Genomic DNA, 24,803 nt, shown 5'->3' on the forward strand with positions numbered 1-24,803 from the left:
GTGTTGAAATGTTCCGTAAGCTTTTAGATCAAGGTCAAGCGGGTGATAATATTGGTGCTCTGCTTCGCGGTGTTGACCGTGAAGGGATTGAGCGAGGTCAAGTATTGGCGAAGCCCGGATCTGTTACGCCTCATACACGTTTTAAAGCAGAGGCTTATATTTTGACGAAAGATGAAGGCGGTCGTCATACGCCGTTTTTCACGAACTATCGCCCTCAGTTTTACTTCCGTACGACGGATGTTACGGGTATTGTTACGCTTCCAGAGGGAACAGAGATGGTTATGCCAGGGGATAATGTTGCGATGGATGTGTCTCTGATCGTGCCGATAGCGATGGAAGAGAAGCTTCGTTTTGCTATTCGTGAAGGTGGTCGTACTGTTGGTGCAGGTATCGTCTCTAAGATCATTGAATAAATAATGCTTATTGAAAGCTTGCTAAAGGTGTTTTAGTCTTGAGAGTTAGGGGTATAGCTCAGTTGGTAGAGCGGCGGTCTCCAAAACCGCAGGTCGCGGGTTCAAGTCCTGCTGCCCCTGCCAAAGGGGAATAGGATTTTAGATGTGAGGGCAGGTCTTGCTGCCTTTTTCGCTTTTTTTTATATGGGGCTTGTTTTTTTGTGTGTGAAACGCTATTGGATAGGAAGTAGAAAATTGCATCAGTCTGAAAGGTGGCTTTTGCATTTTTTTCGTATTTATTTTTTTGGGGATAAAGCACAATAGGACTAGAAGAGAGTATATAAGGCTAGAGAGAGTATAGTGTGACGATGGCATCTAAAACCAACCCAATTGCCTTTTTGAAGCAGGTTTATGCAGAAACAGTTAAAGTGAAGTGGCCTACGCGTCGCGAGACGGTTATTTCTACTGTTATGGTTTTGTTGGTAACGGCATTGGCTTCAGCTTTCTTTTTTATTGTGGATCAGGTTATGCATTTTGGTGTTTGGCGGGTTATTGATCTTCTGAAATATCTTTTTAGTTGAGAATGTAAGGAAGTGTGACTGTGGCAGCTCGTTGGTATATTGTTCAGGCATATTCAAATTTTGAAAAGAAAGTAGCGGAGGCTATTGATAAGGAGGCAAAGCAAAAGGGACTTGATCATTTGTTTGAAAAGATTTTTGTTCCAACGGAGCGTGTTGTAGAAGTTCGTCGTGGACGCAAGGTTGATACTGAACGGAAATTTTTTCCTGGTTATGTTCTTGTTCGTGCTGAATTAACAGATGAGGTTTATCATCTTATTAAAAATACGCCTAAAGTGACAGGTTTTTTAGGGTCTGAGGCACGTCCTGTTCCCATTTCTGATCGAGAAGTTGAGCAAATTCTCAAACAAGTTCAGGAAGGAGTTGAATCTCCAAAGTCTTCTGTGTCGTTTGAGGTTGGAGAGCAAGTTCGCGTTGCTGATGGTCCTTTTGTTTCGTTTAATGGAATTGTTCAAGAGGTTGAAGAAGAGCGCTCTCGTCTTAAGGTTGAAGTGCTCATTTTTGGGCGTCCTACGCCTGTTGATTTGGAATTTGGTCAGGTTGAAAAACTCTGATTAAGCTTAGAGTAGTTTAATTACTTTAAGGAAGGAGTGGGAGGTGATTTATGGCTTTTGTCGGCTTAATGATCCGAACCACATGACTGCAGCGGGTAGCGAGCAAGATGAATTGTTAGTGTACCAGTGAAATTGAAGGCAGATTATTATGGCAAAAAAAAGTATAGGTCAGCTCAAGTTGCAGGTTCCTGCAGGGGCTGCTACTCCATCTCCACCGATTGGTCCAGCTCTTGGTCAACGTGGTATTAATATCATGGAATTTTGTAAGGCGTTTAATGCAGCGACACAAGAAATGGAAAAGGGGGCACCGATTCCAGTTGTTATTACGTATTACCAAGATAAGTCTTTCACATTTTCTCTCAAGACACCTCCTGTATCGTTCTTTTTAAAGAAAGAAGCACAACTGAAATCTGGTTCAAAAGAGCCCGGTAAAGTGTCCGTAGGAAGTATCTCTCGCGATAAAATTCGCTCGATTGCGGAATCAAAGATGAAAGATCTTAATGCAAATGACATTGAGGCAGCAATGCGTATGGTTGAAGGTTCTGCGCGCTCGATGGGCTTGGAAGTGGTGGGCTAATGTTATGGCAAAAGTAGCAAAGAGAATAAAAAATATCCGCAAAGATGTTGATTTTAATCAACTTTACGCTTTGAATGATGCTGTTTCAATGGTTAAGGAGCGTGCTGTAGCTAAGTTTGATGAAACAATTGAGATTTCAATGAACTTGGGTGTTGATCCTCGTCATGCTGATCAAATGGTTCGAGGTGTTGCGCATTTGCCTAACGGAACGGGACGAAATGTTCGTGTTGCCGTTTTTGCTCGTGGAGATAAGGCTGAGGAAGCTAAGGCAGCGGGGGCCGATATCGTGGGTGCTGAAGATTTGTTTGAAAGCATTAATGGGGGGAAGATTAACTTTGATCGTTGTATTGCAACACCAGATATGATGCCTCTTGTTGGTCGTCTTGGTAAGATTCTTGGTCCACGGAGTTTGATGCCAAATCCAAAAGTTGGTACTGTAACAGTTGATGTTGCCGGTGCTGTCAAAGCTTCTAAAGGTGGTGCTGTCGAATTTCGTGTTGAAAAAGCTGGTATTGTGCATGCTGGTATTGGGAAAGCTTCTTTTGGCGTTGAAAAAATCGTAGGAAATATTAAAGCCTTTGCAAGTGCTGTTATTAAAGCAAAGCCGCAAGGTGCAAAAGGTGAGTATGTTAAGCGCGTTGCTGTTTCTTCGACTATGGGGGTTGGTGTTAAAGTTGATCCAGCAACGGTTCGTTCAGAGTCAGTATAAACTGATTTATAATTTTTTTGAGGTAAGTGACGATTAAAATTATATTTTAAATGTCGGTTTTAACCGACATTTAGCCATCTAAGCTTTATAGGGCTTAGGTTATACCGGGAGAAATTCCGGAATATCCTGTCCGAGATTGTAGGTGATGCTTTAAGTATCTTAATCAAAAAAACCTGCATGAGACTGGGGTAAAAACTGAGAGTTAAAAGACTTAAAGGGTTTGAGCCAGGGTTGCCTTTGAACGCTGTGCGTGAAAAAGGGGACAGGATCCTCATCGGTAACATGAAATGTTTTATGTTATCAAAGGTAACCAACAGGTTTGTTTTAAGCAAATCTGTTAAATGGAGAGAGACAGTGAATAGAGCGGAAAAACGCGAATTTGTTACATGGCTTAACGAGGCTTTTCAAAAGTCTGGTTCTGTTGTTGTTGCACATTATTCCGGTCTGACAGTTTCACAGATGAACGATCTGCGTTCGAAAATGGGTGAAGCTGGCGGTGCCGTTAAAGTCGCCAAAAACCGTCTTGCTAAAATCGCTCTTCAGGGCACGGAATCTGAATCGATAGCGGGTTTGTTTACAGGACAAACACTTATTGCTTATTCAGAAGATCCAATCACAGCACCAAAAGTTGCTGTTGATTTTGCAAAAAGCAATGACAAATTTGTCATCCTTGGCGGTTCAATGGGTGCAACAAGTTTAACTGTAGACGCTGTGAAGTCATTGGCTTCATTGCCTTCATTAAACGAGTTGCGGGCAAAACTTGTGGGTATGATTTCTACTCCTGCGACCCGTATTGCACAGGTTGTTAATGCACCAGCAGGTCAGGTTGCACGTGTCATTGGAGCATATGCTCAGGAGGATAAGGCGGCTTAAGGCTGTTTGTATTCACGTTGATGGAAGAGCTTTAATGCTTTTCTGTTTTTTTGAATAAGTTTTAATAATGGTTCAAATCTTTTAATTAAAGGAATTTAAAAATGGCTGATCTAGCGAAGATCGTAGAAGACCTTTCTAATCTAACCCTTTTGGAAGCTGCTGAGCTTTCTAAGTTACTTGAAGAAAAGTGGGGCGTTTCGGCTGCTGCTCCTGTTGCTGTCGCTGCTGTTGCTGGTGCTGCTGCTCCAGCTGCTGAAGAAAAAACAGAATTTGATGTTATTCTTGTTGAAGGTGGCGCGCAAAAAATTAATGTTATTAAAGAAGTTCGTGCTCTTACGGGACTTGGTCTTAAAGAAGCAAAAGATCTGGTTGAAGGAGCACCTAAGCCTATTAAAGAAGGCGCTTCTAAAGAAGAAGCAGAGAAAATTAAATCTCAACTTGAAGCTGCTGGTGCTAAAGTTGAACTTAAATAAATTAAATTTTATCGGCGGCCATATATGTTCGCCGATTTTCTTTCTCTAAAAAGAGGAAAAATAATGAGTAAAAAAACTTTTACCAACGGTTTAATTGCAGGAATGGGTATAGGTTTGGGTTACTCATCCCTCATCATGGAGCCAAGCCAAAGAAAGGCTTGTGTTGGTGGGGAAAGTTAATGATGCTCATTATTGGGTGTCGAGTAAACTGGTCTGCATTTGCAGGTTAATGATATAAGGCTTTCAAGGTTGGTCTACCTTGAAGAGTAAGGATCAAGGAGCGACGATGGCTCAGACTCACGCAATGATGTCTCAATTCAATGGTCGTAAGCGGGTACGCAAATTTTTTGGTAAGATTCCTGAAGTAGCAGAGATGCCGAATCTTATTGAGGTTCAAAAAGCGTCATATGATCAGTTTCTCATGGTTGAGGAACCGAAAGGTGGACGACCAGATGAAGGTTTGCAAGCTGTTTTTAAATCGGTATTTCCTATTTCCGATTTTTCTGGTACGGCTATGCTTGAGTTTGTTGGTTATGAATTTGATTTACCGAAATTTGATGTTGAAGAATGTCGTCAACGTGATTTAACTTATGCAGCCCCATTAAAGGTGATATTGCGTTTGATTGTTTTTGATGTTGATGAGGATACTGGCTCTAAAGATATCAAAGACATTAAAGAGCAGGGCGTTTATATGGGCGATATGCCTTTAATGACGACGAATGGTACCTTTATCGTTAATGGTACGGAGCGTGTTATTGTTTCTCAGATGCACCGTTCTCCTGGTGTCTTTTTTGATCATGATAAAGGGAAGTCTCATTCATCGGGAAAGCTTCTTTTTGCTGCTCGTGTTATTCCCTATCGTGGCTCTTGGCTGGATATTGAGTTTGATGCTAAGGACATCATTTATGCGCGTATTGATCGGCGGCGCAAGATTCCTGTTACCAGTCTTTTAATGGCATTAGGTATGGATGCGTCGGATATTTTGTCGACGTTTTATGATAAAGTGGCTTATGAGCGTGATGGAGAAGGATGGCGTGTTCCTTATTCTGTTGATCGCTTTAAAGGAATGAAGCTCATTTCTGATCTTATAGATGCAGATAGTGGTGAAGTTGTTGCAGAAGCTGGTAAAAAGCTAACAGTTCGTACTGCGAAGTCTTTGGCAGAAAAAGGCCTCAAAGCGGTTAAAGTTAGTGAAGATGATTTATTAGGGTGTTATCTTGCCGAAGATATCGTCAATTACGAGACAGGTGAGATTTACCTTGAAGCTGGTGATGAAATTGACGAAAGAGTATTAAAAATTTTGCTTGAGGTTAGTGCTGATCAAATCAATATCCTTGATATTGATCACATGAATATTGGGGCTTATATTCGCAATACTTTAAAGGTGGATAAAAATGAAAGTCGACAGGATGCATTGTTTGATATTTACCGAGTAATGCGTCCAGGTGAGCCTCCAACAATCGATACAGCAGAAACAATGTTTCATTCATTGTTTTTTGATCCAGAGCGTTATGATCTTTCAGCTGTTGGACGTGTTAAGATGAATTTGCGTATGGATCTTGATTGTCCAGATACAGTTCGCGTTTTACGTCAAGAGGATATTCTTGCTGTTGTTAAGATGTTGGTTGAATTGCGTGATGGCCGTGGTGAAATTGATGATATTGATAATCTAGGCAATCGTCGTGTTCGTTCCGTTGGGGAGTTGATGGAAAATCAATATCGCATTGGTTTGCTGCGTATGGAGCGTGCGATAAAAGAGCGTATGTCATCGGTTGAAATTGATACAGTTATGCCGCAGGATTTGATCAATGCAAAGCCTGCTGCTGCAGCAGTTCGCGAGTTTTTTGGGTCTTCACAATTGTCACAGTTTATGGATCAAACCAATCCATTGTCAGAAATCACCCATAAGCGCCGTCTTTCTGCTCTTGGTCCAGGTGGCTTGACACGTGAGCGTGCGGGTTTTGAAGTTCGTGACGTCCATCCTACGCATTATGGCCGTATTTGTCCGATTGAAACACCAGAAGGTCCCAATATTGGCCTCATTAACTCCTTAGCAACATTTGCTCGGGTTAACAAATATGGCTTTATTGAGAGCCCATATCGTAAAATTATTGATGGTAAAGTCACCAAAGAAGTTATTTATCTTTCAGCAATGGAAGAAGCAAAGCATTATGTTGCTCAAGCAAATTCTTCATTAGATAGTGAAGGCCGTTTTATAGAAGAGTTTGTTGTTTGCCGTCATGCTGGTGAAGTTTTAATGGCGCCGCGCGATCATGTGGATTTGATGGATGTTTCACCAAAACAGTTGGTTTCAGTCGCGGCCGCGCTTATTCCTTTTTTGGAAAATGATGATGCGAATCGTGCACTGATGGGATCGAACATGCAGCGTCAGGCAGTTCCTCTTGTACGCGCTGAGGCGCCATTTGTTGGTACGGGAATGGAAGCCGTTGTTGCACGAGATTCAGGAGCTGCTGTGAGCGCAAAACGGAGTGGTATTGTTGATCAAGTTGATGCTACCCGTATTGTTATCCGTGCAACAGAAGATTTAGATCCTTCAAAATCAGGCGTTGATATTTATCGCTTACAAAAATTTCAGCGTTCTAATCAATCCACTTGTATTAATCAGCGTCCTCTTGTGCATGTTGGTGATCGGGTAGAGAAGGGTGATATCATTGCAGATGGTCCATCCACAGATCTTGGTGATTTGGCTCTTGGGCGGAATGTTCTTGTCGCGTTTATGCCGTGGAATGGATACAACTACGAAGATTCCATTTTGTTATCTGAGCGCATTGTTGCGGATGATGTGTTTACTTCAATTCATATTGAGGAATTTGAAGTTGCAGCACGGGATACAAAACTTGGTCCTGAGGAAATTACCCGTGACATTCCTAATGTTGCGGAAGAAGCATTAAGGAATCTTGACGAAGCTGGCATTATTTATATTGGTGCTGAAGTTCAACCGGGTGATATTTTGGTTGGAAAGATTACACCAAAGGGTGAGAGTCCCATGACACCGGAAGAGAAGCTTCTGCGAGCAATTTTTGGTGAAAAGGCATCTGATGTTCGTGATACTTCTATGCGTATGCCGCCTGGGACGTTTGGTACTGTTGTTGAGGTTCGCGTTTTTAATCGCCATGGTGTGGAGAAAGATGAGCGCGCTATGGCAATTGAGCGTGAAGAAATTGAGCGTTTAGCGAAAGATCGTGATGATGAGCAGTCGATTCTTGATCGCAATGTTTATGCGCGTCTTACCGATATGTTGACAGGGAAAGTCGCTGTAGAAGGTCCGAAAGGCTTTTCGGAGAGCAAAAAGCTTGATAGTACGGTGATGGGGCGTTATCCGCGTTCGCAGTGGTGGCAATTTGCTGTTGAGGATGAAAAGCTTCAAAATGAAATTGAAGCTCTGCGCAAGCAATATGATGAATCAAAAGAAGCATTACAACGTCGCTTTATGGATAAAGTTGAAAAGGTCCAAAGAGGTGATGAAATGCCTCCTGGTGTCATGAAAATGGTAAAGGTTTTTGTGGCTGTGAAGCGCAAAATTCAACCAGGTGATAAGATGGCGGGACGTCACGGGAATAAGGGTGTTGTCTCACGTATTCTTCCCGTAGAAGATATGCCATTTCTTGAAGATGGAACGCATGCTGATATCGTCTTAAATCCGCTTGGTGTGCCTAGTCGTATGAATGTTGGGCAAATTCTTGAGACGCACCTTGGTTGGGCATGTGCGGGGATGGGCAAAAAGATTGGTGATTTGTTGGAATTATATCAAGAGACTGGTGATATACTTCCTTTACGTCAGCGTATTGAAAATCTTATGCCGGATGATTATCATAATGAACCTGTGCGTCAGTATGATAACGAAAGCCTTTATAAATTGGCACTTCAGATGAAGAAAGGTGTTTCAATTGCAACGCCTGTTTTTGATGGAGCACATGAGTCTGATATCAACATGATGCTGGAAGATGCAGGCTTAGATAGTTCAGGGCAGGTTACGCTTTATGATGGTCGCACAGGAGAGCCTTTTGATCGTCCAGTAACGGTGGGGTATATTTACATGTTGAAATTGCATCACCTTGTTGATGATAAGATTCATGCACGTTCTATTGGTCCCTATTCACTTGTTACGCAACAACCATTGGGAGGTAAGGCACAGTTTGGTGGACAGCGTTTTGGTGAAATGGAGGTGTGGGCCCTTGAAGCTTATGGTGCTGCATACACTTTGCAGGAGATGTTGACCGTCAAATCGGATGATGTTGCTGGGCGGACGAAAGTCTATGAAGCGATTGTGCGTGGTGATGATACATTTGAAGCCGGTATACCTGAGAGCTTTAATGTGTTGGTGAAAGAAATGCGTTCACTCGCTCTTAATGTAGAGCTTGATGATGCACGTGAACTTATTGCACAGCGTGTTTTATCTGAGAGGGTAGAACAATAATTCAAGGAGCGCACTGGAAAAAGGTTGCGCTCTGATTACTTTAAAAGGCTCAATAACCTTATTCGGGTTGTGTAGATCATTTTTAAAAGTAAATGTATTTTAAAGAAGATCTGTTATAAAATAAAAAGAGATATTACAACAGGTTCTAAGAATCTTTGAAGGAGAACAGCATGAACCACGAGGTCATGAATCTTTTCAATCCTCAAGCGCCAGCGCAGACATTTGACTCTATTCGTATTTCCATTGCGAGTCCTGAGAAAATTTTGTCCTGGTCGTATGGTGAGATTAAGAAGCCTGAGACTATTAATTATCGGACTTTTAAACCAGAGCGGGATGGTCTTTTTTGTGCACGTATATTTGGCCCGATTAAGGACTATGAATGTCTATGCGGCAAATATAAGCGTATGAAATATAAGGGCATTATTTGTGAAAAATGTGGAGTGGAGGTTACTCTTTCGCGCGTACGTCGTGAGCGTATGGGGCACATTGAGCTTGCAGCACCTGTTGCACATATATGGTTTCTTAAATCGTTACCAGGCCGTATTTCTACACTTTTAGATTTGACTTTAAAAGATATTGAGCGTGTTCTTTATTTTGAGAATTATATTGTAACCGAACCAGGGTTGACATCTCTTAAGCTCCACCAGCTTCTTTCTGAAGAAGAATATATGCTTGCTATTGATGAGTTTGGAGAAGATCAGTTTACAGCTATGATTGGCGCTGAGGCTATTTACGAGCTTTTAGCGAGTATGGAGTTAGATAAAATTGCCAATGATTTGCGTCTCGAATTAGCTGAAACAACTTCAGAGTTAAAGCAGAAAAAATTAATTAAACGACTTAAGATCGTAGAAAATTTTCTTGAGTCTGGGAATAAACCAGAGTGGATGATTATGAAAACAATTCCGGTTATTCCACCGGATTTACGTCCATTGGTTCCGCTTGATGGTGGACGTTTCGCGACATCAGATCTGAATGATCTTTATCGACGTGTTATCAATCGTAATAACCGCTTGAAACGGCTGATTGAATTGCGTGCTCCTGGAATTATCGTGCGTAATGAAAAGCGTATGGTGCAAGAAGCTGTTGACGCATTGTTTGATAACGGACGGCGTGGGCGTGTGATTACGGGGGCCAATAAACGTCCGTTAAAATCTCTTTCAGATATGTTAAAGGGTAAACAAGGTCGTTTCCGTCAAAACTTACTTGGAAAGCGTGTTGATTACTCGGGTCGTTCTGTTATCGTGACAGGTCCTGAATTAAAATTACATCAATGTGGTCTTCCCAAAAAAATGGCCCTTGAATTATTTAAGCCCTTTATTTATGCGCGGCTTGATGCGAAAGGATATTCCTCAACTGTAAAACAAGCAAAAAAGCTTGTTGAAAAAGAGCATCCAGAAGTTTGGGATATTTTGGATGAGGTTATTCGTGAACATCCTGTTTTACTCAATCGTGCGCCAACATTGCACCGTTTGGGGATTCAGGCTTTTGAACCTATCTTAATTGAAGGAAAGGCTATCCAACTTCATCCATTGGTATGTACCGCTTTTAATGCGGATTTTGATGGAGATCAGATGGCTGTTCACGTTCCACTTTCTCTTGAAGCACAGCTTGAAGCTCGTGTTTTGATGATGTCGACTAATAATATTCTTCATCCAGCTAATGGTGCCCCCATTATTGTTCCATCACAGGATATGGTTCTTGGACTTTATTATCTCTCGATTGTTTCTGAAAAAGAACCAGGTGAGGGAATGGCTTTTTCTGATATAGGTGAGCTTCATTATGCCTTGGAAAATAAGGTCGTAACGCTTCATACGAAGATTAAAGGCCGTGTTAAGAATATCGGCAAGGATGGAAAAGAAGTCGCTAAACTTTATGATACGACACCTGGTCGTTTGATTATCGGTGAGCTTTTGCCCAAAAATCCGAATATCTCATTTGATATTGTCAATCAAGAAATGACAAAAAAGAATATTTCTAAAATGATTGATTATGTTTATCGCCACTGTGGACAAAAAGAGACGGTTATTTTTTGTGACCGTATTATGCAGCTTGGTTTTTCTTATGCTTGTCGTGCAGGAATTTCATTTGGTAAGGATGATATGGTTATTCCTGATAGCAAGTCGCGTTTGGTTGCAGAAACAGAAGCTTTGGCTAAGGAATACGAACAGCAATATAATGATGGTTTGATTACACAAGGTGAAAAATACAATAAGGTTGTAGATGCTTGGGGTAAATGTACAGACCGTGTTGCAGATGAAATGATGAAACGAATTCAAGCTGTCGATTTTGATCCTAAAACAGGTCGTCAACGGCCTATGAATTCGATCTATATGATGTCGCATTCTGGTGCCCGTGGTTCTGCTAACCAGATGAGACAATTGGCTGGTATGCGTGGATTAATGGCAAAACCATCGGGTGAAATTATTGAAACACCTATTATTTCAAATTTTAAGGAAGGTCTGACTGTTAACGAATACTTCAACTCCACACATGGTGCGCGTAAAGGACTTGCTGATACTGCGTTAAAAACGGCGAACTCTGGTTATCTAACACGGCGTCTTGTTGATGTTGCACAGGATGCTATTATTTCAGCCGTTGATTGTGGTACGGCAAAAGGGCTTACCATGCAGCCAATTGTTGATGCCGGACAAATTGTTGCTTCTCTTGGGCAAAGAATTCTTGGTCGTACAGCCCTTGTTGATATTTTACATCCTATCTCTGGAGAGGTCATTCTTGAAGGTGGAGCGATGATTGAGGAGGCCGATGTCGCGAAGATTGAAGAAGCAGGAATTCAATCTGTTCAAATTCGTTCTGCTTTAACATGTGAAACACGTCTTGGGGTTTGTGCAAAATGCTATGGTCGTGATTTGGCGCGTGGAACACCGGTTAATCAGGGAGAAGCTGTTGGTGTTATTGCTGCTCAGTCAATTGGTGAGCCGGGAACGCAGCTTACTATGCGTACTTTCCACCTAGGAGGAACTGCACAGGTTGTTGATTCATCGTATTTAGAAGCATCTTATGAAGGTACGGTGGAGATTCGTAATCGTAATGTGGCGCGTAACTCTGAAGGACATTTAGTTGTTATGGGGCGTAATATGGCTATCCTTATCAAGGATGAGTTAGGAAAAGAGCGCGTTGTGCATCGTATTAGCTATGGAGCACATATTTTTGTTGATGATGGTGATGTGGTTAAACGTGGTCAACGTATAGCAGAATGGGATCCTTATACACGTCCAATTTTAACGGAAGTTGAAGGCTATGTGGGTTTTGAAGATATGGTTGATGGTTTATCGGTCACTGAAACAGCTGATGAATCGACGGGGATTACGAAGCGTTTGGTGATTGATTGGCGTGCTAATCCACGTGGTGCGGAGCTCAAACCAGCCATTATTATTCATGCAGATAAAGAAGGTAAATCCATCGCTAAATTATATAAGGGAGGTGAAGCCCGTTATATGATGTCAGTGGAAACTATTCTTTCTGTTGAGCTTGGTGCGCATGTTAAAGCTGGTGATGTTATTGCTCGTTTGCCAATGGAAAGTGCCAAGACGAAAGATATTACGGGTGGTCTACCACGTGTGGCAGAGCTTTTTGAAGCGCGTCGTCCAAAGGATCATGCGATTATTGCTGAAGTCAGTGGTACAATTCGATTTGGCCGTGGTTATAAGAACAAACGCCGTATTATTATTGAACCAAATGATGAAACTCTTGAGGCAGTAGAATATTTGATTCCAAAAGGTAAGTTGTTTCACTTCCAAGAAGGCGATCAAATTGAAAAGGGTGATTATATCCTTGATGGTAATCCAGCTCCTCATGATATTTTAGCAATTAAGGGTGTTGAAGCTTTGGCATCTTACCTTGTTAATGAGATTCAAGAGGTTTATCGTTTGCAGGGGGTTCTTATCAATGACAAGCACATTGAAGTGATTGTTCGTCAAATGTTGCAAAAGGTTGAAATTACTGACTCTGGAGATTCTGGTTATATTCCAGGTGATAATGTTGATCGTATTGAACTTGATGAAATCAATGATAATTTGATTGCAGAAGGGAAAAAACCTGCATCTGGTAATCCCATTCTTCTTGGAATTACAAAAGCTTCTCTTCAAACGCCTTCTTTCATTTCGGCGGCATCGTTTCAGGAAACAACGCGTGTTCTTACCGAAGCAGCGGTTTCTGGTAAAATTGATACTTTGCAAGGTCTTAAAGAGAACGTTATTGTCGGTCGTCTTATTCCTGCCGGTACAGGGGGCACGATTTCTCAAATCCGTCGTATTGCAGCAGTTCGTGATGATTTGATTGTAGATGAGCAACGTAAGTCTAATAATAACGAAGTGGCCAAGGCTATGTTGACAAATATGACAACTGAAGCTGTTGCTGAATAATTTAAAGATAGCGTCACATAATATAAAAACGTCTGAATAAAAAGTTCAGGCGTTTTTTTATCTCAAAATACGGAAATTGCATATTTTCCTGAAAATGTTAAAAATTATAAGGTAATAGTTATTTCACTCATCTTGAATAGTTTGTTGTTTTATGATGGTGCTTATCTTTTTTATTGCTTTATTTTAAAGTTTTCTTATTTCTGAAGGCTGTATAGAATTTTTTTTCAAGATACGTGAAGTCTAAAAGCCATATTCCAAGGAAAAGAGAGTATTCTCTACAAGTAAAGTAACGGCTGATTTCGAATTTTAAGAAAATTTTTGATTGATATCTTCTATAAAGATTTAAAAGGTCTTATAATGAAAGATCAGTAGTTTTTTCTGTAATCTAAAAAAATAATTGGTTTTTTGCTGTATAATATTTGTATGATAAGGCTGTATGTCTTTACATTTTAGAGTGCGGGAAAGTAGAGAATAGAGTGCTTGCCTCAAGTTTTATAAAAATTAGACATATTTCTTATAACAATGTGGTCTATGAAGACAGAATGATAAAATGTACGAATATTATTCCATTGGAGAATTGACGCGTGAGTTTTCAATAACAGCTCGGACTTTGCGTTATTATGAAGAAGAGGGGCTTCTTATTCCTTTCAGACGTGGAAGTACACGGCTTTATACACAAACGGATCGTCATAAGTTAAAACAAATACTGCGTGCTAAAAGAGTTAAATTTTCGTTGTCTGAAATATCTGATATGTTGGCTATGGTTGGAAAACCACCTGATGATGAGAAAAAGCTTAAGAAATTAATTGCAGGAATTCATAAAAAACGAGCTGATTTAAAGAAGATGCAGCATGATATTGATGATCTTCTACAGGATTTAGAACGAATTGAGGAGGCTTTTTTTGAGAGCTTAGCAGAGTTGGGGGTTAATCGTTGATTATGAAATTTATTTTATCTACTTTTAGGCAATTTTCTTGTCATTAAAAGGGATAGGTTGTACTATCCTAATGGGTGGGTGTTTTTTAGCACTGCGTGAAATGTGTAAGTCATTTGAAGAAATAGAGCGTGCGAAAAAAGCAACAAAGGTATTTTCGCAGTATATTGTCCTTAATAAGTAAAAAATATTTTTCATAAAGAGAGTAAAGACAATGGCAGTTTCTTCCATGAGTGTTTTTCAATCTATTTTGTCGCGAAAGTCAATTCGCGCTTTTACTGACCAGCCAGTGAGTCTGGAAACAATCAAAGAAATCTTAAAACTTTCAGCACGTGCACCATCTGGAACAAATATTCAGCCATGGCAAGTGATTGTGCTTACGGGAGGTGTATTACAGAAAGTAGGGCAAGAGCTTTCACAACTTGTGCTTTCAGGTGTAAAAGGAGAGCGTGAATATCATTATTATCCACGTCAGTGGCGTGAGCCTTACCTTTCAAGACGTCGAAAAGTTGGTTTAGATCTTTATCAGAGTCTTGGAATTCAAAAAGGTGATGAAGAAAAAATGCTTCATCAAAAGGCGCGAAATTTTTTATTTTTCGGTGCACCGGTAGGGCTTTTGTTTACAATGGATCACGACATGGAAATGGGGAGCTGGCTTGATTTGGGTATGTTTATGCAGACTATTATGTTAGCAGCACGTGGATTTGGATTAGATACTTGCCCCCAAGCAGCTTTTGCTGATTATCATAAACAGATTCGTACACTTTTATCTATCCCTTCTGATCGCCATATTATCTGTGGTATGGCGCTTGGTTATCGCGATATGAATGCTCCAGAGAACAATTTTGAGACAGAACGAGAACCGTTAGAAAACTTTGTACGTTTCATTGAAGCATATCCATAAAATATTTTGTATAATTAATCATACGTTTTGAAGAACTTGGTGCATTATGAGGAATATTTTCGGTAAGAATCTCACATTCTTATTGAATTCTAGTATTGCATATTAACACTTATTTTACTACGTTCAGAAAATTGAGAGAGGATGACTCTAGAGGTATTGTCCATTTTGAAGGTTGACTATGGAAAGCACTATAGAAAGAAAGTGTTGGGTGGTAGCAAGACGAGCGACATTCGTGTTTATTGCTGTCATTTTTTTAGTTTATATCGCAATTTGATTTTAAACAGGACAAACGTTATAAAAAACGTATGCTCAGACCATACTAGAGTTTTGAGGTGATGCGTGTTTTTATCTGTTTTTGAACTTTTTAAAATTGGGATTGGTCCTTCTAGCTCACATACGATGGGGCCGATGACAGCTGCTAATATGTTTTTGCAAAAAATACGAGATTTTTCCCAGTCTTCTAATATTCAAGTTTCTCGTATACGTGTTTATCTTTACGGTTCTTTAGCTTTCACGGGTATTGGTCATGCGACAGATAGGGCTATTATATTAGGACTTTTAGGAGAAAAAGCTTCTACTGTTGATCCTGATAATATGGAATTTCTGTTAGAAAAAGTTATCCGTGAGAAAAAAGTGCAATCAGAAGACCAGCCCGCTTATCAGTTTGATTTGCAACGTGATCTTATTTTTGAACGAAAGGAAATCTTACCTGGACATACGAATGGACTCGCATTTGAAGGACTTGATACGGGTGGGAATGTTCTATTGCGGCAGATTTATTATTCTATCGGTGGTGGCTTTGTTGTGACTGAGGATGAATTAAGCCATATGAATGGTGGTGGTATGCAACCAGAAGCATTTGAGGTGCCATATCCTTTTGATTCTGCGCGTACAATGTTATCAATGTCGGAGAAATCCGGACTTTCGATTGCTGAAATGAAACGCTTAAATGAAGAAACCAAGATAGAGCGTTCTTCTCTGGATGCAGGGCTTGATGAAATTTTTTCAGCGATGACAAATTGCATTGATAGAGGTCTTTCACAAGAAGGCGAGTTGCCTGGTGGATTGCGTGTTCTAAGGCGTGCTAAAAAGCTTCATGAAACGCTTTTGGAAAATCAAAAGAAAAATTGCAATTATCCACTTTGGGCAAATGATTGGCTGTCAGTCTATGCTATGGCAGTCAATGAGGAAAATGCAGCAGGTGGTCGTGTTGTTACAGCACCAACAAATGGGGCAGCTGGTGTTGTCCCCGCAGTCTTGCGTTACTATCTTCAGTTTAATGATGATTCAGATCAAAAGGGAATACATAATTTTCTATTGACGGCTGCAGCTATTGGCGGTGTTATCAAACATAATGCCTCTATTTCTGGTGCAGAAGTTGGGTGTCAAGGTGAAGTTGGAGCGGCATCTTCAATGGCTGCGGCAGGGTTGACCGCAGCGTTAGGTGGAACATCGGCTCAGATTGAAAATGCAGCGGAAATTGCGCTTGAGCATCATTTGGGAATGACGTGTGATCCGGTTGCAGGTCTTGTACAAGTTCCTTGTATTGAGCGTAATGCAATGGGGGCTGTTAAGGCAGTAACGGCTTCTTCTCTTGCATTACATGGTAATGGAGAACATTTTGTTTCTCTTGATGCTTGTATAGAAACAATGCGTCAGACAGGTCATGATATGAGTGAACGCTATAAAGAAACAAGTAAAGGTGGCCTCGCAGTCAATGCAATCTCTTGTTAAGATCTGGAGTATTTTTCTCAATCCATAACTGGGCTCTTTGGGGAAGGATCATATTCTTCTTCGTGAGAAAGCTTATGTTTTTTGTGGCTTATAAATCAGAATTTAAATTTAATTCAGCAGCATGCTTGAGATAAATTTGAAATAGGTTCATGCTTTCTGGACGAGTAATAGCTCTTGCCTGCAAGATTGGGAAGAGAGTATTGCTTATATCTGTTTGATTTGTCTCAGAAATGGAAAAACAGTCTCATTGGGAAAAAATAAAAAAGCTTAAAGTAAAATGAGTGATCAATCTGTCATTACTTTCTAGCTGGATTTTATTACTTTTAAAAGTTTTCGTAGCAATATCTTTTAAGGAATGGAGGATTATACTTTGGTATTCAAGGAAAATCTGTTTTAAATCTAAATAATTGTGATGAGGTGTGAGAGAGATTTAAAGATTTTAATTTTTTAGAAGTGCAGATCTTTTAGACATCTGATATTGCGAAAAAAATACCTTGAAAAAAACTCTAATTCGCAATAATTAAAAGCTATCTTAGAAAATCTTATTCTCCAACTTTTATTTATAAATCTTGTACCGTCAAAAAAAATTAAAATAAATAATAACGTGTACATTAAAAAATATTTGTCAAAATTCTTATGAAGAATAGAATGTATATAATAGAACATTATCGTGTTTCTCATTCATGAGTTTTTTTTAAAGCATTTCCCAACGCTCCCAAGCCTATTTCGGGACGGTGCCTGTGAAATGATATAATGGTAAATCCATTGAGCACCTTCATCTTTACGCTTAATAAAAGAACAAGCCAGCACCATCACACATTTTTCCAGCCCCAATATTTGTAAGATATAGGACTTGGCACTTGAAAGGTTCATAAGAGGCATTTTGAGTCCTTTTTAGTCGTGTATATACGAATCATTCTCGTGATGAGCAAGCAAATGATTTTGACTGATTCAATATAAGGAGAAAAATAAGAGAATCTTAGAAAATTTCTCGTTTAATATGTAATATATTGATATATCAAGATAATGTAACGTTATTTATATTGAATTAAAACCTTGAATACCGTAAGATTCTCTCCTTTCAAATCTGTTTATGCTGAATTAGTCAAAAACATTCGCTTGCGCATCACAAGTGGAGAGAGCCGTATGAAGTGAAATTGTATAAGAAAGGACCTCAAAATGCCTCTTATGAACCGTTTCAAGTGTCAAGGGCTGTTCCCGCGCAGCAACATTGAGGCCCAAATATGTGATAGTGTCAGCTTACTCCTTTATAAGCGTAGAGATGGTGGCGCTCAATGGATTTACCGTTATATCATCTCATGGGCGCCGGCGCGAAATGGGCTTGGGAGCGTTGAGAGATGTCTCTCTAAAACAAAACTCATGAATGAGCAACAATGGCACTCTGTTTTACGTGAAGGTTGTGACAGCATTAAAGAACGCGATAAATAAAAGCATAAGACAATGCGTAATCTCCATTATTTAAAGGATATTGCTTTAGATACTTTTGAAAGCGGTAAAGCTGCATTAAAAGGAGATGGCAAGGACTAGGATTGGTTGTCACTTTAAAACTTCATATTCTTCCAAAATTAGGTTTTCTGCTTGTTTCAGAGATTATACAAACAGAGATACGCAATACCCTTACTCCCATCTGGCATACAAAAGCTGCAACAGTAGAGAAAACACTAAATCGTCTTAATATTTGTTTCAAACATGCGACTACATTGGGTTTTACAAGCGATAGAAAAGCACGACGGGCTCTCTTAGGAAAATAACTCCATAAAACACAAAATTTACCAGCAATAGATTGAAGAGAAGAGCCTGCTTTTTATAAAAAAATTTTATGAAACAACACCCATAACATATTTGTCTTTGCATTTGTTTATTCTTACAGGTGTTTGTACGCATCCATTGCGTTATTGTGGCAGTCAGATTGGGGATGATTTATTGGATAATCCCTGCTGAAGGCATGAATAAAAAGAATTTCTTTTACCTTTATCATTAGAAGCAATGAGAATAATTGAAAAAGCCTTTTGCATCTCTAAAAGTGATTTTAGTTTTTCATCTACCCGTCATTGTCCTATTTTACTTGCTGCTGGTATATGCAAAAAAATGATCATTATATAAATTAAAATCTTATGGAGATCGTATTATGATATTTAATCTGATAATTTCTTTTACGTTTTTTTATGGATAGTATTTGTATTTTTAAATTTGCTTTGTTTGTTGAAAAAAAGAAAAAGTAAAAGGACTTAAATTATTTTTTACAGTATTTGTGTTGTAGGGAGAAGCGTTATTAAAAGGGATTTTCTTTATTGCACTTTTACAATAACCTCTAAAGTGATAAGCTTTCATCCCATGTAGGGTTCATTTTTTCCCGAACGATATCCAGGACACTTTTTTAATATTAAATCAAAAATTGGAAAAACATTTAGTATTTTTATGTCTTTAAAAATGGTTTTATTGAAAGCTTGAAGATATTGGATAGTAGAAAAGATATCAGCACAATTCCTGTAATTTAAGAAAGAAATATGTTTATCAAAGGATCTTTTAAGATTGTAGATAATGGTGCAATAATAAAATAATTGTTTAGAGAAGTCTGTAGAATTAAATATTTGTTGCTCCTAGACGGATTTTAATAGGTACATTACCAGTTTGACTCGCAACACGTAAATGAATGCGTACAGGAGGCATCATGAGACGACGATTGCGCATTGTTTGGCAAATGAGAAGATTAACAAGAGATTGTGTATCTAATGCAGTTGAATTATACTTTAAACCAACAAGTTTTGCTGCAGCATCGTGAAGAGAACGCAATGAAAGGAGGGATGATTGCTTCAATAAAATTTCTTTTTTAGGGAATGAAGCAAAAGCATTATCTGTCATAATACTATCCTTAATGCAAATTCAAAAACTTTTAGTAGGCTACAGTATAGCAGTTAAAATTTGCTTTCTTTAATGTAGAACACGCGTCAAATGCAGCTTTTTTTGATTGAAATCCTGTAAATCGGGCTCGATAATAACGCTGCTCATTTTTTTCAAACAGTTGCATATGTGAAGAGGTGTTCTTTAAAGTAGAAAAAGCTGTATTTTTTGCTTTTAAAAGCAGAGTATTTGCTTGTTCTTTACTAGGAAGAGAACCAATTTGGATAGCCCATCCGGCATTTGTGGACAAAGAAGCGTTCACAATTTTATGAGTCTCAACCGGTATAATTTTTTGAGGGTTAGGTATTGGTACAATGACCCTATTTACAGCCGTTATTGCGATATTAGAGTTTTTAGGTTGTTCTGCAAATGCTGTCAACATAGTCGAAATTTCATCGTTAAAATCATTTGAATCAGCTTTAATGGTTGGTATAGGCGTATTTGCGCCAGTGGGTAAGTGATAGTGTACAGAGGCCATTAAAGGTTCCCCACTTTTCATTTGGCTTGCTTTGGGCAAATATTGATTCAATAAGCTAGCCATGTGCTCGTCACGTGCAGTAGATGATTTACCTCCCATAACAACAGCAACAACAGAGCGTCCCTCAAGACGCATCGAAGTTGCTAAATTAGAACCTGACATTTGTGTGTATCCTGTTTTAATTCCATCAACACCTTTCATTATTTGGACGAGTTTATTGTGGCTGTTAATCGTATGTCCACGGAAACTAAAACTTTTTGTTTTGAACAATTTATATTGTTTTGGAAAATGTTTACGTAAGGCTAATGACAAAGTGGCTATGTCTCGTGCTGTAGAATAATTGTGCACATCCGGAAGTCCTGAAGCATTGGCGAAATGTGTATGTTTCATGCCAAGTTTACGAGCTTTTGCTGTCATCATTCGAGCGAATTTTTTTTCACTCCCACCAAGATATTCTGCAATGGCTGCAGAAACATCATTTGCAGATCTTGTAATAAGTGCTTTAGCAGCTGCTTCTGCAGAAATTGTTTGGCCTGCTTTAAATCCAATTTTTGTTGGTGGGCGCATTGCTGCATAATGTGAAACAGGAATTGGAGTATTGGATGTCACACGCCCTATCTGCATAGCTTCAAACAGTAAGTATAATGTCATCATTTTTGTTAGGGAAGCAGGATAACGTTTCAGTGTTGCATTGGCTTGAAAAAGAGTTTTCCCCGTCGTGGCATCTATCACAATAGCAGCATACTTATCAGGATAGGCTCCTTGAGGTGTTGCTGATGCCCAACAGTAAGAAAAAGCTAACATAACAAAAGAAATTGCTATTTTTTTATAGCAGCGCATAATTTTTTGATCGTTAATATACACTTGTCGTATCCTATTTCTCCATTTACCCTGAAAAACTTCTATATAGCTTCCTTTTCTGTAACGTGTTGATGCAGTTTAGACGAATGGTATTACTAATTTATTTACAGAAGTTATTTTATGAGTGACTTACATCTAATCATAGGGGGAAAGTCTTTTCTGATGCTAAAGAGGTATTGCAATAGTTTTGAAAGAACTTAAAATTAATAAAAAATTTGCTATATGGAAAACGTTAATGGGACAAACACTCATAATAAACTCTATACCTCATATTATGCATAATGAAAAAGGCAAGAATTGGGATGAAGGTAGGCATAGTGCGGTTATAATACCTAAGGCTAGAGCAAAATTCCAAAAACCTAAATTATATCGCGTTCTTTTACTTAATGATGATTATACACCTATGGATTTTGTTGTTTTCGTTTTGAAGAACTTTTTTAAAAAAAGTTTCGAAGAGGCAACGCGAATTATGTTAAATGTTCATCACAATGGGATAGGAGAATGTGGAGCTTATACTTATGAAGTTGCTGAAATGAAAATAGTACAAGTGAGGGAGTGTGCGCGTCAAAATGAGCATCCGTTACAATGTGTAATGGAATGGAAGTGAGGAATTATGCCATCTTTTACACCTAGTCTTGAAGAGGTTTTGCATCGTGCATTAACAATTGCCACTCAAGCACGGCATGAATATGCAACATTAGAGCACCTTCTCCTTGCGCTGTTAGATGATGCCGATGCAAATTCCGTTATTCAGGCATGCCAGGTAGATGTGGAGGAATTGCGCGAGCGTTTAACCAATTATCTTCGCTCAGAATTAGATGAACAGATTAGAGCTGATGAGGATACAAAGCCTACAGCTTTTTTCCAGCGTGTTATCCAACGTGCGGTAATACATGCTCAATCTGCTGGAAAAGATGAAGTATCAGGGGCAAATGTTCTTGTTGCTATTTTTTCTGAACGTGAAAGCCATGCAGCCTATTTTCTTCAAGAGATGGGAATGACACGCTATGATGCTGTACGTTTTATTTCACATGGTATTACGCGTGATGATGGATTATCCATGTTACTTGAAGGACTTGAAGAGCAATTAGATCAGCAGATTTCAGACAATGGTGAAAGGGTAACATGTGCTTTAACGAGTTATTGTATTGATCTCAATTGTAAAGCGCGGGATGGAAAAATTGATTTATTAATTGGCCGTGAAAGAGAAATTTCACGCATGATTCAGATTTTATGTCGAAGATCAAAAAATAATCCGCTTTTGGTTGGTGATCCTGGAGTAGGAAAAACCGCGATCATTGAGGGATTGGCAAAGCGTATTGTTGATGGGCAAGTGCCTGAAGTTTTATCAAATGCAACGATATTTTCTCTTGATATGGGGGGACTTGTTGCTGGTACACGTTATCGCGGTGATTTTGAAGAACGATTAAAGCAAGTTATTAAAGAGTTTGAGCTGTATCCAGATGCTATTTTATTTATTGATGAAATTCATACCTTAATTGGTGCAGGGGCAACATTAGGGGGAAATATGGATGCAGCAAATCTTTTAAAACCTGCATTATCTTCTGGAGCTATGCGATGTATTGGGTCGACGACTTACAGAGAATATCGAAAATTCTTTGAACAAGATCGTGCTTTAGAGCGCCGTTTTCAGAAGATTGATATTAATGAACCTTCTGTCCCTGATGCGATTAAAATTTTGCAGGGGATGAAGCCTTACTTTGAAGATTTTCATCAGATAAAATATACAGATCAGGCGATGAAGGCATCCGTAGAATTATCTTCACGCTATATGGTTGATCGTAGATTACCTGACAAAGCAATTGATATTATTGATGAAAGTGGTGCAGCGCAAAAGCTTTTGCCAAAAAAACAACGCAAAAAAGCTATAGGTGTTAAAGAAATTGAAGCGACTGTTGCTACAATTGCAAGGATTCCACCCAAAACAGTTTCACGGAATGATCAGAAGATATTGAGTAAGCTTGAGAGAGAACTCAAGCATGTTGTTTATGGGCAAGATCAGGCAATCTCCGTTTTAGTTTCATCCATAAAATTGGCGCGTGCAGGTTTGCGCGAACCAGATAAACCAATAGGAAGTTATTTATTTTCAGGACCAACAGGTGTTGGAAAAACCGAAGTTGCAAAACAGCTTGCATCATCTTTAGGCATTGAACTATTACGTTTTGATATGTCAGAATATATGGAACGCCATACGGTAGCACGCTTAATCGGTGCACCTCCAGGCTATATAGGGTTTGATCAAGGAGGTCTCCTTACAGATGCAGTTGATCAGAAGCCTCATGCAGTCCTATTGCTCGATGAGATTGAGAAAGCCCATCCAGAGTTATTTAATATTTTATTGCAGGTCATGGATTATGGTCGATTAACAGACCATAACGGCAAGAAAATTGATTTCCGCAATATTATTTTGATTATGACAACCAATGCTGGTGCTTCAGATATGGCAAAATCAGCTATTGGATTTGGAAAAGTCCATCGTGATGGTGAGGATATAGAAGCAATCAATCGGTTATTTACGCCAGAATTTCGTAATCGGTTGGATGCAATCATTCCGTTTGCGCCTTTATCTCACTTAAGCATCAATCAGATCGTGCAAAAATTTATTTTTCAGCTTGAAGCACAATTAGCTGATCGGGGGATCTGTTTTGAATTAAGCCCTTCTGCGACTTTATGGCTTTCCAATAAAGGATACGATTCTCAAATGGGAGCACGCCCATTAGGGCGTGTTATACAAGAATATATTAAAAAGCCATTAGCGGATGAAATTTTATTTGGAAAGTTACGCAATGGCGGCATCATTCGCGTATCAACAGAAAAATCAAATGATGAAAAAGAAAGATTACAGTTAAAAATTTCTTCTTCCGATCTATCTGTTGGCTCAAAGAAAAGTAAAATGAAAAATTTGACAAAAAAACGTGTAGAAAGGAAAAGCACAACATCTTAAGAACATGGAGACAAGGCAGCACGGATTTTTTTTGCATTCTCTTCAAGTATTTCTGTAGGCGTTATTACCTCATTGTGAGGGGTAAGTTCTATTCCTTCCATACGCGGTATAATATGGAAATGGAGATGATAAACGGTTTGTTGACTAGCCGCTTCATTAAATTGCATGATCGTTATGCCATCTGCTTGAAAGGCTTTTTTAACAGCATTAGCAATTTTTTGAACGGCTTTAATAACAGGAAATAATGTTTCAGTATCAGCATCAAGTAAGTTTCTAGAACCTTTTTTGGGAATGACCAGTGTATGACCTGGTGCTTGTGGCATGATATCCATGAATCCAATAACATCATCATCTTCGTAAACACGAACAGAAGGGATTTCATTACGAATTAATTTAGCAAAAATATTGTTATTGTCATAAGCTTGTTTCATACAAGTATTTCCTTTTATTGTAAGTTTAGAATTTTAATTTCAAAACGGAAAAATGCAAGATTTATCAGAGTTTAAAACAAAAAAATATTTTGACTTCAGTTATCTTTAAGGCACGCACTCTCTTTAGTGAAGATTTAGATTTCTATAATGGCTTCAACTTCTACAGGAACATCCATAGGAAGAGAGGCAACACCAATAGCAGAACGGGCGTGTTTTCCAATTTCACCAAGAATATTGACGAATAAATCAGAAGCTCCATTGGCGACAAAAGGGATATCGGTAAAATGAGAATCGACAGCTACAAAAACAGTAATTTTTACCACGCGTTTTATTCTATTTAGATCACCCAGAGTTGCTTTGAGTTGAGCGAGAATATTGAGAGCACAAGCTTCAGATGCTTTTTTTGCTTGTTCGACATTCACAGCTGCACCAACTTTACCGATGGCTATAGGTTTTCCATTTATAAGAGGGAGCTGCCCAGAGATAAAGAGTTGATTGCCACTTTGTGAAGTGGTGATGTAATTGGCAAGGGGTTGCGTTGCTGCAGGAAGAATGATTCCAAACTTTTCTAAGTTTTTTTCAATCACATTGGTCATAA

Annotated in this window: 19 protein-coding genes, 1 tRNA gene and 1 pseudogene; 17 read left to right on the plus strand and 4 right to left on the minus strand. The window is 39.0% G+C overall.

The window, feature by feature from the left end:
* The 15 genes and pseudogenes from tuf to PVV57_RS10520 form a co-directional block, all read left to right on the plus strand.
* A pseudogene (tuf, locus tag PVV57_RS05050) lies at window positions 1–413 on the plus strand (elongation factor Tu); the annotation flags it as partial.
* A 47-nt stretch (window positions 414–460) separates the two neighbouring features.
* Window positions 461–536, plus strand: a tRNA-Trp gene (locus PVV57_RS05055).
* A 224-nt stretch (window positions 537–760) separates the two neighbouring features.
* Complete coding sequence (gene secE, locus PVV57_RS05060) at window positions 761–973, plus strand: preprotein translocase subunit SecE (protein WP_273718579.1); 213 nt, start codon at window positions 761–763, stop codon at window positions 971–973.
* Window positions 974–993: 20 nt separating this feature from the next.
* Window positions 994–1,524, plus strand: coding sequence for a transcription termination/antitermination protein NusG (gene nusG, locus PVV57_RS05065; RefSeq protein ID WP_273718580.1), 531 nt, complete (start codon window positions 994–996; stop codon window positions 1,522–1,524).
* Between the two features lie 148 nt (window positions 1,525–1,672).
* Window positions 1,673–2,101, plus strand: a complete 429-nt coding sequence (rplK, locus tag PVV57_RS05070; protein WP_012231471.1) for a 50S ribosomal protein L11 — start codon at window positions 1,673–1,675, stop codon at window positions 2,099–2,101.
* 4 nt (window positions 2,102–2,105) lie between these two features.
* Entirely contained in the window at window positions 2,106–2,810 is a 705-nt protein-coding gene (rplA, locus tag PVV57_RS05075) for a 50S ribosomal protein L1 (RefSeq protein WP_273718582.1), read from the plus strand.
* A gap of 354 nt (window positions 2,811–3,164) precedes the next feature.
* A complete protein-coding gene (gene rplJ, locus PVV57_RS05080; RefSeq protein ID WP_012231475.1) occupies window positions 3,165–3,683 on the plus strand; it encodes a 50S ribosomal protein L10 in 519 nt (172 codons plus the stop codon).
* A gap of 101 nt (window positions 3,684–3,784) precedes the next feature.
* Complete coding sequence (gene rplL, locus PVV57_RS05085; RefSeq protein ID WP_012231477.1) at window positions 3,785–4,156, plus strand: 50S ribosomal protein L7/L12; 372 nt, start codon at window positions 3,785–3,787, stop codon at window positions 4,154–4,156.
* Window positions 4,157–4,442: 286 nt separating this feature from the next.
* Window positions 4,443–8,594 carry a DNA-directed RNA polymerase subunit beta gene (gene rpoB / locus PVV57_RS05090; RefSeq protein WP_273783594.1) on the plus strand — a complete coding sequence of 1,384 codons (4,152 nt, stop codon included), beginning with the start codon at window positions 4,443–4,445 and terminating at the stop codon, window positions 8,592–8,594.
* Between the two features lie 170 nt (window positions 8,595–8,764).
* Entirely contained in the window at window positions 8,765–12,976 is a 4,212-nt protein-coding gene (rpoC, locus tag PVV57_RS05095) for a DNA-directed RNA polymerase subunit beta' (RefSeq protein WP_273718589.1), read from the plus strand.
* A gap of 550 nt (window positions 12,977–13,526) precedes the next feature.
* Complete coding sequence (locus PVV57_RS05100; RefSeq protein WP_273718590.1) at window positions 13,527–13,913, plus strand: MerR family DNA-binding transcriptional regulator; 387 nt, start codon at window positions 13,527–13,529, stop codon at window positions 13,911–13,913.
* A gap of 211 nt (window positions 13,914–14,124) precedes the next feature.
* Window positions 14,125–14,814, plus strand: coding sequence for a nitroreductase (locus PVV57_RS05105; RefSeq protein ID WP_273718591.1), 690 nt, complete (start codon window positions 14,125–14,127; stop codon window positions 14,812–14,814).
* A gap of 339 nt (window positions 14,815–15,153) precedes the next feature.
* Window positions 15,154–16,548, plus strand: a complete 1,395-nt coding sequence (locus tag PVV57_RS05110) for an L-serine ammonia-lyase (RefSeq protein WP_273783595.1) — start codon at window positions 15,154–15,156, stop codon at window positions 16,546–16,548.
* Window positions 16,549–17,727: 1,179 nt separating this feature from the next.
* Window positions 17,728–17,997 (plus strand): hypothetical protein, encoded by a 270-nt coding sequence (locus tag PVV57_RS10515; protein WP_404977239.1) that lies wholly within the window; start codon window positions 17,728–17,730, stop codon window positions 17,995–17,997.
* A 101-nt stretch (window positions 17,998–18,098) separates the two neighbouring features.
* Window positions 18,099–18,320, plus strand: coding sequence for a phage integrase central domain-containing protein (locus tag PVV57_RS10520; protein ID WP_404977240.1), 222 nt, complete (start codon window positions 18,099–18,101; stop codon window positions 18,318–18,320).
* A gap of 832 nt (window positions 18,321–19,152) precedes the next feature.
* Here the strand turns inward: PVV57_RS10520 and PVV57_RS05120 are convergent.
* Together PVV57_RS05120 and PVV57_RS05125 are read right to left on the minus strand one after the other, a co-directional pair.
* The gene (locus PVV57_RS05120) at window positions 19,153–19,431 is read right to left on the minus strand and encodes a hypothetical protein (RefSeq protein ID WP_273718594.1); all 279 of its coding nucleotides are present in this window, start codon (window positions 19,429–19,431) and stop codon (window positions 19,153–19,155) included.
* 31 nt (window positions 19,432–19,462) lie between these two features.
* Entirely contained in the window at window positions 19,463–20,812 is a 1,350-nt protein-coding gene (locus PVV57_RS05125; protein WP_273783596.1) for a D-alanyl-D-alanine carboxypeptidase, read from the minus strand.
* A gap of 232 nt (window positions 20,813–21,044) precedes the next feature.
* On the opposite strand from PVV57_RS05125, the gene clpS reads away from it, so the two are divergent.
* Both clpS and clpA read left to right on the plus strand, forming a co-directional pair.
* Window positions 21,045–21,416 (plus strand): ATP-dependent Clp protease adapter ClpS, encoded by a 372-nt coding sequence (gene clpS, locus PVV57_RS05130; RefSeq protein WP_273718652.1) that lies wholly within the window; start codon window positions 21,045–21,047, stop codon window positions 21,414–21,416.
* A gap of 6 nt (window positions 21,417–21,422) precedes the next feature.
* Complete coding sequence (gene clpA, locus PVV57_RS05135; protein WP_273718596.1) at window positions 21,423–23,774, plus strand: ATP-dependent Clp protease ATP-binding subunit ClpA; 2,352 nt, start codon at window positions 21,423–21,425, stop codon at window positions 23,772–23,774.
* Here clpA and PVV57_RS05140 read toward each other — a convergent pair.
* Together PVV57_RS05140 and PVV57_RS05145 are read right to left on the minus strand one after the other, a co-directional pair.
* Window positions 23,771–24,205 (minus strand): HIT family protein, encoded by a 435-nt coding sequence (locus PVV57_RS05140; protein ID WP_273718597.1) that lies wholly within the window; start codon window positions 24,203–24,205, stop codon window positions 23,771–23,773. The two genes, clpA and PVV57_RS05140, sit on opposite strands and share 4 nt — an antisense overlap.
* A 134-nt stretch (window positions 24,206–24,339) precedes the next feature.
* The gene (locus tag PVV57_RS05145) at window positions 24,340–24,801 is read right to left on the minus strand and encodes a RidA family protein (RefSeq protein WP_273718598.1); all 462 of its coding nucleotides are present in this window, start codon (window positions 24,799–24,801) and stop codon (window positions 24,340–24,342) included.
* Between the last annotated feature and the right edge of the window lie 2 nt (window positions 24,802–24,803).

It is taken from the genome of Bartonella sp. AU15XJBT, assembly GCF_028618615.1.
Classification (GTDB): Bacteria; Pseudomonadota; Alphaproteobacteria; order Rhizobiales; family Rhizobiaceae; genus Bartonella.